Below are 12061 nucleotides of genomic sequence, written 5' to 3' on the forward strand. Positions count from 1 at the left end.
TAAAATATTTAAAAGTCCTGTCTTTAATTTTTTAGACAGGACTTTTTTATTTTCATTTGTTTTAATAATCTTAAATTTATTTTGTAAATGGATTTAAGATAGTATTTAAAAGAATCGATGTTTCTTATATGATAGCTTATTATGAGGTCTTCAATAGATTGATTAGAATTAAAAAATTCTTGTACGATAGAACCAATTTTTAATTTTATAATTAATTTAGTTAATGTTACTTTAAAGTTGAGGTATATTAGATTTTCAAGTTTATTTCTTGATAGGTTCGAGCATAGTTCAAGATTTTTTATAACTTTATCTATTTTCAGTTTTAAATTTATTTTAATACAAAATACTAAATTAGAAATATTAATGCTCGAATTTCCAAGCAGGGAGTTTTCTTTTAAAAGCTTACTCTGTTTAAGAAGAGAGTATAGAACTTCATAGAAAAAAAAGAGGTTATTAATTAAAAAATTTTGATTAATAATTTTATTAAAATCGTCAATGGAATTAGCATAATAAAATTTTGTTATAAAATTTTTTATTGGATTGATACTTATGTTACTTAAAAACTCATATTTCAAATGTATTATTAAAACCTCAATAGATTCAGAGTATAAAAGGCATTTTTGAAGAGGAGTATTTGCAGTTGTAATTAAAACCTCCTCTTCGTTGAGTAGAATATTATTTTTATAAAATTTATAATAAAGTTTTCCTTTTAGCATAATCCTTATAGTAATTCCTGAGTTATAGCAGTATGTTAGTTTTAAAGAAGTACCGCCGTTTCTTTTCACATGAACAACATTAAAAAATTTATTGGAATAGATAATATTTTGATAATTTTCTTTTTGCAGATTCATATTTTGAGGATGTGTAGAATAATACTCACAGATTTTAATTATATTTTCTTTAGACATTAAAATCCACTCTTGAAAATCAGGGGCTAAATTGGATTCTTTTAAGAAAAAATTAAATTTAGATATTTGATTATTATTGTAACTATCAATAATATTTTCACAAAAGTAATAGGCTCTATCAAATCTATTTTCAATAAATTGGATATATTTTTGATTATTCAGATAACATTTAATAATTTTAATTAGGTACGTATCTGGAATCTCCAATCCGTTGTTAATTGCAATATATTTAATTAACTCTTCTAGCAGTATAAAGCGATTTATCTTTTCTGAATCTTCTTTAAGTAAAAAATATTTATAAATACTTAGCATATGTTATAAAACCTTTCTATATATTTTTTCGAATATATCGTTTTTTAAATGTTGATGGTGAACAACCTATTGACTTGACAAATTTCTTATAAAATGTAGACTCTTTATAACCAACAAGGTAGCTTATTTCTTCTAATTTTTTTTCTGTAGAGATAATAAAAAAACAGGCATAGTCTATTTTCTTAGATTCTATAACTTCAGTAGGCGTTTTTTCAAAAATTTTATAAAATAACTTATATAAACTAGAGAGAGAAGTATCTAATTCTTCCAAAAGTAATGAAATGATTTCAGAATCGAGTTTAGATATATTATTTGTAATAGTTACTAAAATTTTATTTTTACAATCAATCAAATTTTGATTAATGTACTCTATTTGTAGGTCAGAGGTTAAAGTTAGCAGATATAAAGCTAACCTTTGCAAATCAAAATAGTTTTTTAATAAAATTTTTTCTTTATTTAAAATTAAACTAAAGTTATTTTTATCTAAAGAAAAGAGAGTCTTTTTAAAATAAAATTTTGGAATGTTTATTCCAAAATCTTTAATAAAGTTAGGTTTAATTATAAAAATTACTTCAGAATATGCAGAAGTTAAGATTTTATAGTTTTCCAGAAAGAAATTCTGGTCAATAATTAATAGATCCCCTTTAGATCCCAAAATATTTTGTTCATATTCAATATTTCCGTTTAAAATAAATTTAAAAGAAAAGCTATCCTCTATAATACCACTACTATTTATTGAATTACTGCTCTCAGTTATGTGGTAAAGTTCAAAGTATTTATCTTTAAACAGTTCTTTTTCATCATTAGATGAGAAAGTTAAATAAATTTTGTAGAGTAGAGTTGAATTTTGATGTAGAGTTTTTTTTAGTATACTAGAAAATTCAACTGCTTGTAAAAGTAATAAAAAATAGTTTTTGAATTTCAGATTTTTTCCAGTTTTAAACTCTTTGGATTTCTCTAAAAAAAATATAGTTGCTTTAAAAATCTCTTTTTGTATAGAGTATTCACTCCAAATCAGATTCCCATCAATTTTAAAATCTAATGGATTTTCAAAAAAATTAAAAATCATTAAAATCTCCTCTTTTGTAATAATAATATTTTTATTGATGATATTTTTGCATAAAAAAGCATAAATTTTATAAAAACAAAGAATATTTTTATCTTTATTTATATAAAAAAGTTCTTCAAATTGGTCCATATTTCCTCCATTTTCGTAAAAAAAATAAAATAATTACTATATTATAACACTAAATGTTAATAAAAAATTAAATTTACGAGCAAATAAAAAACGAGTAAAAAAATAATAAAAAAAAAAATATAGTAAAAAAAAAAGAAAAAAAGTTATGTTATACTTGGATTTCAAGTGAAAAAAAGAACTTGAATATTGTTTATTAATGTTTAAATTTACATGCTATGGAGTTATTGTATTTATTGGTATAAATCTACTGAGGGGATACAAATGTTAAAAAAAAGTCCAAAATTGGAAAAATTAAAATATAAAAACAGTAATAATATATGACAAATAGTTAATGTTTTTTAGGGGGATTAAAAATGAAAAATGTGACAATAAAAAAAGGAGAAAATTATTTTTTAGATGATAAGTTTTTTATTGTGAAAAGTGGAAAAGTTTTATCAAGAGATATTTTATCTAATGGGAAAGTAATAACAAACGAACACTATTTTGGTGAGGGTGAGGTTATTGGTAATTTTTTTAAATTTGCTAAAGATTATAAACTGACAATCCCAGACATTGGGATTGAGATATTAGCTCTAAAAGATTCAAAGCTAGAAGAGTTTGATTTTTCGCAGAATCAATTGATAGAGAATACATTTTTTGAAAAAATTATCACACAGTTAATAAAAAAATCTACTATTAAATTTTTAGAAAAGTTATATGATACGAAAGGTTATATACTGTCTATTTTAAAACTTTATGCAAATCATGAAATGCAAGTGGAAAAAAGAGAGATTAGCTATGAAAATTTCAATATAAGTAAAAGCCAATACTATTCAAAAATAGCAGAGTTAAAAAAAGAGGACTACATATGTGAATCTGGAAAGATATGGCAATTAAATTTAGGTAAAATAGATGAATATTTAGAAAAATATGAATCTGATTTCATTTAAAAAAATAAGTTAAAAAATATAATTTTAAAAATATAGGAGCTAGTTATGGATATTTTAGAAAATATAAAACTAAATGATAATGAAAAAAATTATTTTCAAACTTTACTTTCAGAGTCTTCAATTACAGACGTTTCATTTATGCAAAATAAACTTTTTATAACATTGCTGAACTCTAAAATGATAATATTAAAAAATTCAGATTTAGATGTATTTCATTTATTGAAAAAATATCAGAATGAGGACTATTTAAAAAAATATGAGTCTAATGTCAACCGAAAGAGGATAAAAAGAAAAGGGTGTATAAGCGAGTGGACAGAGGAGAATATAGAGTATTTAAAAAAATATTATTATTCTAAATCTTTAGATGAAGTATCAAAACATATAGAAAAAAGTTTTTATCAAATATCTTTGAAAGTGATTGAACTGGAATTAGTGAACAATAAAAGCTGGACAGAGGATGATCTTGAATTTTTACAAAAAAATATAATGATGTCTAATCATGAACTAGGAAAAATATTAAAAAGAACTATGTATTCCATTAAATCTAAGAAAAAAGTATTAAAAAAAATTAATGGAAACTAGGTAGATTAAAATGCTAAATAAAATAAAAGCTTTTTATAAAAAAGATAAAAATGTAATTAGTAGCAGTTTCTTAACTGAATATGAACTTGAAGTAGATTTGAGGAATCATTTAGTAAAAACTAGTAAGTATGCTGAGATGTTAGCTGATTTAATGTGCTTAGACAGTGAAAAAGTTAAAAAAATAAAAAAAGGTGCACTATTCCATGATGTTGGGAAAAAAATGATAGAAAAACAAATTTTAAATAGCCCAGATAAATTGACTTTTGAAGAGTTTGAGATAATGAAAGAGCATAGCAAACTAGGATTAAGGGTGTTAAATAAAAAACATAAAGAGGAAATTGTGGAAAATATAATCTTGTTTCATCACGAAAAGTGGAATGGAAATGGGTATCCCTTTGGTTTAGCCAAAACATTTATCCCTTTAGAAGCGAGAATAGTTTCTGTTGCAGATTGCTATGATGCTCTCACAACAAAGAGGGTGTACAAGAATGAAGTTTCGCATGAAGAAGCTCTTAAAATTTTAAAAAATGAAAGTGGAACGAGTTTTGATCCAGACATTATATCGATATTTGAAATATTTGAAAATAAGTTTAAACAGGTATTAGAAAGTTTTAATGAATGTAAAAAAATAAAAAAGGAGATATAGATATGAACTTAAAAACAGGACTTCAACCAGGAACACTGATATATACAGGTTCGAGAGATAAATACGATACTATAGAAATTGAAGAGTTTATTTACAATGAAGAAAGTATAGAGCATAGGACAAATATTTATAAAGAGGAACTAGATTTAAACTTAGATATTGAAAAGAACAACTGGATTACTGTAACAGGAATTCATGACGTGGAGCTCATAAAAAATATAGGGGATTTTTTTAATATAGATAATCTGATATTAGAGGATGTTCTTAGTAACAATCAAAGACCTAAAATTGAGATTAGAGATAATTTTATTTTTATAGTTTTGAAACTTATAACACAACAGGAGGATGGGGAGTTCAAATATGAGCAGATATCTTTAATCCTATTGGAAAATAGTGTAATAGTATTTGAAGAATCTAAAAACAATATTTTTTATAATATAAAAAATAGGTTGCTAAAAAATATAGGAAGATTAAGAAAAAAGGGAGTGGGATATTTAGTTTATGGAATATTAGATAGAATTATAGATGATTATTTTATAATTTTAGAAAGTTTAAATAATAGAATTGATGAGTTAGAGGAGAAAATTCTATTAGACCCAACTAAAGAAGATTTTGAAAATATTTTAGCATTGAAAAAAGATATTCTAAAATTAAAAAAATCATTACATCCATTAAAAGAACTAATAATCTCTTTGAGAAGTAATAAAGTTAAGGAATATTTCAATGAGGATATTGATATCTTCTTAGAAGATTTACATGATCATATAAATGTTGTTTTAGAAAACGTAGATAGCTTATTTGTTAAAGGAAATGAACTAATACAACTATATCATACAACTGTGAGTTCAGGCATGAACGAGATTATGAAAGTCTTAACAATGATATCTACAACATTTATCCCTTTAAGTTTTTTAGTTGGACTTTATGGAATGAATTTCGAAGTGATTCCTGAACTGAAGTGGGAGTATGGTTATTATATGATTTTATTTGTTATGTTTTCAATTATTTGTGGTATAGGATATTTTTTCAAGAAGAAGAAATGGTGGTAAATTTTAAAGGAGAGTGATAGATATGAACTACTTTGTTGAGTTGTGGAATGGTTTTGAAGTTATGCAAGTTATAACACCTCTTATTTTGGAAAAGGGAATATTTTTATTTTTGTTATATTTAAGTTATAAACCTGTAAAACTATTAACTACGAAATTTTTTAATAAAATATTGGAATTGAGAAAAATAGAGTTATTGTTAAAAGAGTTTATAATAATTTTGATAGAGGGTATTATTATTATATTCTATACGTTGAACATAGTGCATATTTTGGGAGTTGAGACAACAACGTTAGTGGCAATGATAGGTTCTGTTGGAATAGGGGTAGGATTGGCTTTAAAGGGGAGTCTATCGGATTTAGCTGGTGGGATTCAAATATTAGTTTCTAAATATTTTGTAAAAGGGAATTTTATAAATGTAGCTGGAATAGAGGGAACAGTTCAGAGGATAACTTTACTATACACAGTGTTATATACTCCTGACAATAAAGTTATTATAGTTCCAAATGGTAAACTATCTAGTGGAGTTATAACTAATGTTACAGGAAATGATATAAGAAGAGTGGACTTTGTATTTTCAACATCATACGAATCTAATCCTGCAAAAGTTAGAGAGATACTTTTGGATATTTTTTCGAAACATCCATTGGTTTTACAGGATAAGGAGATATTTATAAAATTAAGTAAACTTAATTCGAGTTCTTTAGACTTTACTGTAAGAGTTTGGACAAGGAGGGAAACTTATAGAGATGTTCTATTTGATCTTCCTGAGATTGTAAAAGTTAGATTTGATGAGGAAAAGATTGAGATACCATACAACAAATTGGATATATACCAAAGAAATGAAAGTCAAAAATAGATTGTTAAAACAAATTAACGAAACCCCAGGAATAACACATAAAGAGCTATGTGAACTTATTTTAACAACAAAAGGAAATATATCAATTCATTTAAAAAATTTGGAAAATGAGAAGTTGATAAAAAAATATATTGTTGAAGAAAATAAAAAAAGATTTCGATTCCACCCTACAAAAAAAGGTAAAGATCTCTATCTAGAAACGGAATGGGGCTTATTTATTAAAAAATTTATTGAATGAAAAAAGATTTCAAATAGAGATGATGTTGATGAGAGAAAAAAAGCGAAGAGACTAGGATGGTGTTTCTACTATTTTTTTCCTAAGATGTTTTAATAAAAATAAAGCAAATATTTAAATATGGGGGAAGTTTTATGTTTGATTCAGATTTAAAAAAATTTTTAAAAAATATTTTAAATTTAGATTTTGAGGGTGATTTTATATTTATCAAAGATTCTAATTTTAAATATGTTTTTGCTAACAGTAAGTTTTGTGAGCTTTTTAAAATATGTCCTGAGGATATCGCTGGAAAAGACGATACTTTTTTGACAAATGACGAAAAGTTTTTAAGAACATGTCATGAAAGTGACTTAGCAGCTTTAAAAGAAAATCATGTTATTTGTACTGAAAGAGCTTTTAATACAGAGTTCAATGTTTTGAAAATGAAGATTGCAACGGGACCAAATAATTTTGGTATTTTAGGTTTTGCTAAATTAAGTATGAAAAAAAGATAATTGTATTAAAAAATGATAGACTTCCTTTATAATAGACAGGTAAAATACTATAAATATGTTTATTATTAAGGGAGTTTTTTATATGAGTAAAAAATAAAAGTTTTCTATTCAAGAAAAATAAAAAATTATCTACTTGAATAGGATGTTGTTTAAAATAAATTCACTTTTTTTATTTTAGAGTTATAAAAAAATTACAAATATATCACTTATTTCCAAAATTGGAAAAAAAAAAGTAGAAAATGAAATACTATAAATATATTATTTTAATATTATTAAAAAATTAGAGTAATTTTAAAAGTTAAATTAAAAGAAAATTAAAAGAAAATATAGGAGGCTATAATGTTTTCAAAAAAAATGGAATATGGGCACATTATTTTAAAAAAATTAGCAGATAGAAGCTACAATAAGATGTTATCAGGAAAAGAGATACTAGAAGATACTAAAGTTCCCTATAATATGGGATTGGGTATTTTGTCAGAACTTTCAAGAGCAGGGTTGGTAAATTCAGTTAAAGGGAAAAATGGTGGATTTATTTTATCTAAAGAAAAAATATCTTTGTTAGATCTATTTTGTGCACTGGAGGCTAATAAGAATATGAGTGTACTAGAGTTAAATAAAGTTAATGGTGGTAGTACATATGACAAAAAAATTCAAAATATAGGAAAAATTGTATTGAGTGAACTAGCAAAGACGGAGATATAAAAAATCTTCAAATAAATAAAGGGGGGATTTTTATGAAAAATAACCTAAGTGAGTATATATCTGAGGCTGAAGATATTGAGATTCTTGGTGCTAATAGACTTTTAATAGTGACTAAAAGACAAAATATTTTATTGAACGGAGTGAGCCAAACTTTGATAGATGAATGTTTTGAAGTATTTGGCAAAAGATTTCGAAAAAATAAAAATAAAAAGTCTGGGTATTTAAAAGTAATCTGGTTAGATGATGAGATTGAATATTTAAAAGAATCATACTTAAAAAAAGAGATTAAAGAGATAGCTGTTATAGTAAATAAAAGCGAGTATCAAGTACATTTAATGCTAGGTAGATTAAGATTGATAGAAAAAAAAGAATGGTCAGAATCTGAATTGGAGTTTTTAAAAAATAATATCGATAGTAATATTGTTTGGTTAGCAAGTGAGTTAAATAGAGGGATTGGATCTGTAAAGTCTAAAAAAAGAGTAATTAAGTTAGAAATGTGTTCTCAACAGAGTGAAATACATAAAAATTAGGAGAATGAATACTAGATAAAATTCTCCTAATTTTTTTTATTATATATTATAGTGAATAATTTAAAATAGATTATTAAAATCAGAAAAGAAATCAAATTTTCGGCCTAAACAATGGGGACAAATTTCAAGAACAAGATTATTTTCAACTTTAACTAAATATGAAATTACTGTGAATAAAAACTCTCTTTCAGTTTGTGATTGTGATTTAACAAAATATTCTGAGATATTCTTCTTCCGATACAAACATTCCTCCATGTGTAGAGTATTTTGTAAAGTGTCAAGGATTATATTCGTAACTAATGGTTTCATTTCACTATTGACCTGCCTAAAATAATATTTTGAGTAAACAAAAATTGTATAAAAAGAACCTAAAAAATAGGTCCTTTCTATTTAAACAATTCCATTTGCAACATCTATAGTTTACACTGAATAATAAGAATCCACAATAATTTTATTGTGGATTTAAAATTTGTATTATATAATACAAATACCTCATGAGAAGAAGACTCATACAGCTTATCTTTTCATCTATTTCGTTTCAATCAATAAAAAAATTCGTAGTATATGGCTACGAATTTTTTTATTGCAGATTTAAATTTTTTAGTATATCATTATGTCTATGAAACATTACCAGTTTCTTTAGAATTTCCTAAAACCTTTTAGGATTAGGAGATTCTATCATAAAATTAAAGTGTTTTTTATCTTATGTTTTCTTTGTACCAAGAGAACTTTATACTATTAAAAAATGAGACCTATATAAGTCTCATTTTTAATTTATTTAATTATTAACTGTGATTTGTATACAAGAAGAATTAAAAAACCTTAGCCATTTGATTGGAGTCAGTAGCTAAGGTTTTTCAATAAGATTTGTTTGATTACAGTTGTATATATAGAGTATCAGAAAAAATTTAAATCCACAATAAAAAAATTATAAATATTAAAATACCAGAGCCACGGCCCTGGTATTTATCAAATTACCCCTTTAAATTTCCATTTTGTTCTTCCTTTAGTTTTTCATACTCTAGCCCCAGTATTAATAATTCAAGAAGTTCTTCGAGTGTCTTTTCTTTTAATCTTTCTTTTAAATCCTCTCGCATACAAATCACCTCTTACTATTAAGAGTAACAGATGTTCTTATAAATCCGCAATAAAAATTAATACCAATATAGAGAATTTGATTGGATTTAAAGAGGCTTTAGGAGTTTCTTATTTATATTTGATACAAAATTTTAAATTTTTGTGTATATTTTTATTAATTTTTTAACTTTTCCTTTAAAATTAAAACAAAATAAAGGGAGGGTTATTTATGAAAAAACTATTATTTTTTAATCTATTTTTATCTTCAATTGTTTTAGCTAATAACAATTTTTCATTAGGTTTACTTGGTGGTGTTAATAACTCAATTTATAAGACAAAAAAGCAGGAAAGCTCTTACTTTTTACCAAACTTAGATATCCAATATAATGGATTATTTATACAAGGAGATGAGATTGGATATACTTTTTGGGGAGATGAAACACTATCTCTTTCAATAATTAGTGAATTTTTAGCTGGTTACCCAGTTAAAGGAAAAGATTTGAAAGTTGGTTATCAAAACATTGAAAAAAGAAAATCACAAATCATGACAGGAGTTTCTCTAGATTATAAATTTCTAACAGATAACTACCTTTCAGTTTCAACTATTTTTGGAGAACATGGTAATAAAACAAACTTAAGTTTATTAAAAACTATATATTTACCTTATGATTTTCTTTTTGTCCCATCAATCTATGGAAATATGTACTCGAAAGATTTTTCAAATTATTATTTTGGAGTAACAACTGACGAAGTTCAAAAGAACAATTCTATAACTACGCCTTTCTCCATAAAAGAAGCATATGGTGTAGGTCTAGCAGTAGTTTTAGAAAAAAAATTAAGCAATACTTTTTCTATCTATACTTTTGGAAGTTATGAATTTTTATCAAATAAAATTAAAGAATCTCCTATCGTTAAAAAAGATTATTTTTACACAGTTGGAGGTGGATTAAAATACACTCTTTAAGTCTTTATATTTTTTTAATTTTCTTTTCTTTTTGTTCATTTGAAAAAAATTCATTTGCACAAGTGGATTCTTCGTTTAAAGTGTTGTCTACAACAATCTCTAAACTGCCACTAATCCAAGACTTAGATAGTCTTGAACGTCAAGAACTAGACAGATTTATTATAGATAGCTTTTCATTAGGAAATGAATTATTTATAAAAAATGCCTCTTCTACTCAACCAAAATTAACTGATTGGATGAGAAATAATAGAAAAATCTTAGGAGATAATCCTACTGTTAGATATCAATCCTTTTTTTTATCTAATAATCTTGAATATATTGTTTCTGGATCTTTAAAGGATTTAGAATTTATAACATTTCAGTTATATTCTCTAAAAAACAATGAGAATATTTCAACTAATGTTATATCAACTCGTGATTTTAAATATATTCATGATGAGAGTTTTGAGCTAATAGTTTCACCTAAATTCTATTTACAGAAGAATACATTACAAACATCCTCAAATGACTACATCTTAATAATAAGAGAGTTTTATAAAAATGATTCAATAAAAGATAAAGTTCCGAGTAATATTAAAATAAAAAAAATACCTAGTGGTAAACATAAAAAAGATTTCAATGAGAATATCTCCTTTACAAAGACCAATGATTTTATTCAAGGAGTTATAATTTCTACATTCAATCTTTATGAGCAACTTAAAGGAAACCCAAATTCTGAGATAGAAAACAAATACAAACTAGCTTTATTTCCTACTAAGGGTAATTATTACGAAGGAGAAGTTATTGAATTAGATGATGATGAGGTTTATGAAATAACTGTCTATAATTTACCCCAAAATTTAAATTTTATTTGGACTTTTTATAATATATTTTCTCGAACACCTGACTATAAAAAATATAACGTATATTTAAATAATCATAATGTTGAATACACCTCTGAAAATAGTTACAAAATGTATCTTTCTAAATATAAAATAAATAATCTAAAAAATAATTTAGAAACAGGTGGGTACTCAAGAGGGATATTAAGTTTACGAATATCTGAGGAAAATATACCTGATAATTTTGATTATAGTATAAAAAAAATAAAAATTAATCAACTAGACTAAGTGATACAAGGGTGTATATTCATATACCCTTGTATCTTTATAAAGGAGGAAATAAATGAAAAAGTTATTAGGATTACTGGTATTGCTTTCAACAGCAGCCTTTTCAAGAGAGTTGACATTAGAAAGTGCAATTGATTTAGCTTTAGTAAAGGGAAAAACTATAAAAACATCAGAGTTGTCAAAAGAAAATGCAAAGTTAAATGTAAGAAGAGCATTTAAAACAGCTTTACCTACAGTTACATATAATGGTCAGTATCAAAGGGCAGAGCACGAGTTAAGAAATGTGGCTACGAGCAACGGCGATAGAGAAGCTAAGAGCGGGTATTCACAGACAATAGGTCTTTATCAACCTCTGTTTAGAGGAGGAGCTATAACAGGTGGAATTTTGGGAGCAGAGGCATCTAAAAGTATAGCAGATATCTATCTTTTATCTGAAAAAAGAGATGTAAGATTAGATATTATTTCTCTAT

At 24.9% G+C, this 12061-nt stretch carries 16 protein-coding genes; 12 read left to right on the forward strand and 4 right to left on the reverse strand.

Annotated elements, in window-relative coordinates:
* Positions 1-23 precede the first annotated feature (23 nt).
* Positions 24-1220 carry a hypothetical protein gene (locus tag ACRC8M_RS01505; protein ID WP_438527510.1) on the reverse strand — a complete coding sequence of 399 codons (1197 nt, stop codon included), beginning with the start codon at positions 1218-1220 and terminating at the stop codon, positions 24-26.
* Positions 1221-1236: 16 nt separating this feature from the next.
* Positions 1237-2418, reverse strand: a complete 1182-nt coding sequence (locus ACRC8M_RS01510; protein ID WP_438527511.1) for a helix-turn-helix domain-containing protein — start codon at positions 2416-2418, stop codon at positions 1237-1239.
* A gap of 353 nt (positions 2419-2771) precedes the next feature.
* Between ACRC8M_RS01510 and ACRC8M_RS01515 the strand changes: the two genes are divergently transcribed.
* The 9 genes from ACRC8M_RS01515 (at position 2772) to ACRC8M_RS01555 (ending at position 8441) form a co-directional block, all read left to right on the forward strand.
* Positions 2772-3347 carry a hypothetical protein gene (locus ACRC8M_RS01515; RefSeq protein WP_438527512.1) on the forward strand — a complete coding sequence of 192 codons (576 nt, stop codon included), beginning with the start codon at positions 2772-2774 and terminating at the stop codon, positions 3345-3347.
* A 45-nt stretch (positions 3348-3392) separates the two neighbouring features.
* The gene (locus tag ACRC8M_RS01520) at positions 3393-3929 is read left to right on the forward strand and encodes a hypothetical protein (protein WP_438527513.1); all 537 of its coding nucleotides are present in this window, start codon (positions 3393-3395) and stop codon (positions 3927-3929) included.
* Between the two features lie 10 nt (positions 3930-3939).
* Positions 3940-4575 carry an HD-GYP domain-containing protein gene (locus ACRC8M_RS01525; protein WP_438527514.1) on the forward strand — a complete coding sequence of 212 codons (636 nt, stop codon included), beginning with the start codon at positions 3940-3942 and terminating at the stop codon, positions 4573-4575.
* A 2-nt stretch (positions 4576-4577) separates the two neighbouring features.
* Complete coding sequence (corA, locus tag ACRC8M_RS01530) at positions 4578-5624, forward strand: magnesium/cobalt transporter CorA (RefSeq protein ID WP_438527515.1); 1047 nt, start codon at positions 4578-4580, stop codon at positions 5622-5624.
* Positions 5625-5646: 22 nt separating this feature from the next.
* Positions 5647-6480, forward strand: coding sequence for a mechanosensitive ion channel family protein (locus tag ACRC8M_RS01535; protein WP_438527516.1), 834 nt, complete (start codon positions 5647-5649; stop codon positions 6478-6480).
* Entirely contained in the window at positions 6464-6718 is a 255-nt protein-coding gene (locus ACRC8M_RS01540; protein ID WP_438527517.1) for a MarR family winged helix-turn-helix transcriptional regulator, read from the forward strand. Before ACRC8M_RS01535 ends, ACRC8M_RS01540 begins: the two co-directional genes overlap by 17 nt.
* A gap of 131 nt (positions 6719-6849) precedes the next feature.
* Positions 6850-7209 (forward strand): hypothetical protein, encoded by a 360-nt coding sequence (locus ACRC8M_RS01545; protein ID WP_438527518.1) that lies wholly within the window; start codon positions 6850-6852, stop codon positions 7207-7209.
* A gap of 339 nt (positions 7210-7548) precedes the next feature.
* A complete protein-coding gene (locus ACRC8M_RS01550; protein WP_438527519.1) occupies positions 7549-7911 on the forward strand; it encodes an RrF2 family transcriptional regulator in 363 nt (120 codons plus the stop codon).
* A 32-nt stretch (positions 7912-7943) separates the two neighbouring features.
* The gene (locus ACRC8M_RS01555) at positions 7944-8441 is read left to right on the forward strand and encodes a hypothetical protein (RefSeq protein ID WP_438527520.1); all 498 of its coding nucleotides are present in this window, start codon (positions 7944-7946) and stop codon (positions 8439-8441) included.
* A gap of 60 nt (positions 8442-8501) precedes the next feature.
* Here the strand turns inward: ACRC8M_RS01555 and ACRC8M_RS01560 are convergent, their stop codons facing one another.
* Complete coding sequence (locus ACRC8M_RS01560) at positions 8502-8684, reverse strand: hypothetical protein (RefSeq protein WP_438527521.1); 183 nt, start codon at positions 8682-8684, stop codon at positions 8502-8504.
* 731 nt (positions 8685-9415) lie between these two features.
* Entirely contained in the window at positions 9416-9538 is a 123-nt protein-coding gene (locus ACRC8M_RS01565) for a hypothetical protein (protein WP_438527522.1), read from the reverse strand.
* Positions 9539-9747: 209 nt separating this feature from the next.
* Between ACRC8M_RS01565 and ACRC8M_RS01570 the strand changes: the two genes are divergently transcribed.
* The 3 genes from ACRC8M_RS01570 to ACRC8M_RS01580 form a co-directional block, all read left to right on the forward strand.
* Positions 9748-10482, forward strand: coding sequence for a MipA/OmpV family protein (locus ACRC8M_RS01570; RefSeq protein ID WP_438527523.1), 735 nt, complete (start codon positions 9748-9750; stop codon positions 10480-10482).
* An 80-nt stretch (positions 10483-10562) separates the two neighbouring features.
* A complete protein-coding gene (locus ACRC8M_RS01575; protein ID WP_438527524.1) occupies positions 10563-11591 on the forward strand; it encodes a hypothetical protein in 1029 nt (342 codons plus the stop codon).
* Between the two features lie 55 nt (positions 11592-11646).
* A partial coding sequence (locus ACRC8M_RS01580) for a TolC family protein (RefSeq protein ID WP_438527525.1) occupies positions 11647-12061 on the forward strand: 415 nt, incomplete at its 3' end.

This window comes from Cetobacterium sp. (assembly GCF_051653945.1).
Lineage (GTDB): Bacteria > Fusobacteriota > Fusobacteriia > Fusobacteriales > Fusobacteriaceae > Cetobacterium_A.

What these genes read in the sequence shown, in the direction of transcription:
- ACRC8M_RS01505 (WP_438527510.1), bottom strand. Translation starts at nt 1,220, where the DNA reads ATGCTAAGTATTTATAAATATTTTTTACTTAAAGAAGATTCAGAAAAG.
- ACRC8M_RS01510 (WP_438527511.1), bottom strand. Translation starts at nt 2,418, where the DNA reads ATGGACCAATTTGAAGAACTTTTTTATATAAATAAAGATAAAAATATT.
- ACRC8M_RS01515 (WP_438527512.1), top strand. Translation starts at nt 2,772, where the DNA reads ATGAAAAATGTGACAATAAAAAAAGGAGAAAATTATTTTTTAGATGAT.
- ACRC8M_RS01520 (WP_438527513.1), top strand. Translation starts at nt 3,393, where the DNA reads ATGGATATTTTAGAAAATATAAAACTAAATGATAATGAAAAAAATTAT.
- ACRC8M_RS01525 (WP_438527514.1), top strand. Translation starts at nt 3,940, where the DNA reads ATGCTAAATAAAATAAAAGCTTTTTATAAAAAAGATAAAAATGTAATT.
- corA (WP_438527515.1), top strand. Translation starts at nt 4,578, where the DNA reads ATGAACTTAAAAACAGGACTTCAACCAGGAACACTGATATATACAGGT.
- ACRC8M_RS01535 (WP_438527516.1), top strand. Translation starts at nt 5,647, where the DNA reads ATGAACTACTTTGTTGAGTTGTGGAATGGTTTTGAAGTTATGCAAGTT.
- ACRC8M_RS01540 (WP_438527517.1), top strand. Translation starts at nt 6,464, where the DNA reads ATGAAAGTCAAAAATAGATTGTTAAAACAAATTAACGAAACCCCAGGA.
- ACRC8M_RS01545 (WP_438527518.1), top strand. Translation starts at nt 6,850, where the DNA reads ATGTTTGATTCAGATTTAAAAAAATTTTTAAAAAATATTTTAAATTTA.
- ACRC8M_RS01550 (WP_438527519.1), top strand. Translation starts at nt 7,549, where the DNA reads ATGTTTTCAAAAAAAATGGAATATGGGCACATTATTTTAAAAAAATTA.
- ACRC8M_RS01555 (WP_438527520.1), top strand. Translation starts at nt 7,944, where the DNA reads ATGAAAAATAACCTAAGTGAGTATATATCTGAGGCTGAAGATATTGAG.
- ACRC8M_RS01565 (WP_438527522.1), bottom strand. Translation starts at nt 9,538, where the DNA reads ATGCGAGAGGATTTAAAAGAAAGATTAAAAGAAAAGACACTCGAAGAA.
- ACRC8M_RS01570 (WP_438527523.1), top strand. Translation starts at nt 9,748, where the DNA reads ATGAAAAAACTATTATTTTTTAATCTATTTTTATCTTCAATTGTTTTA.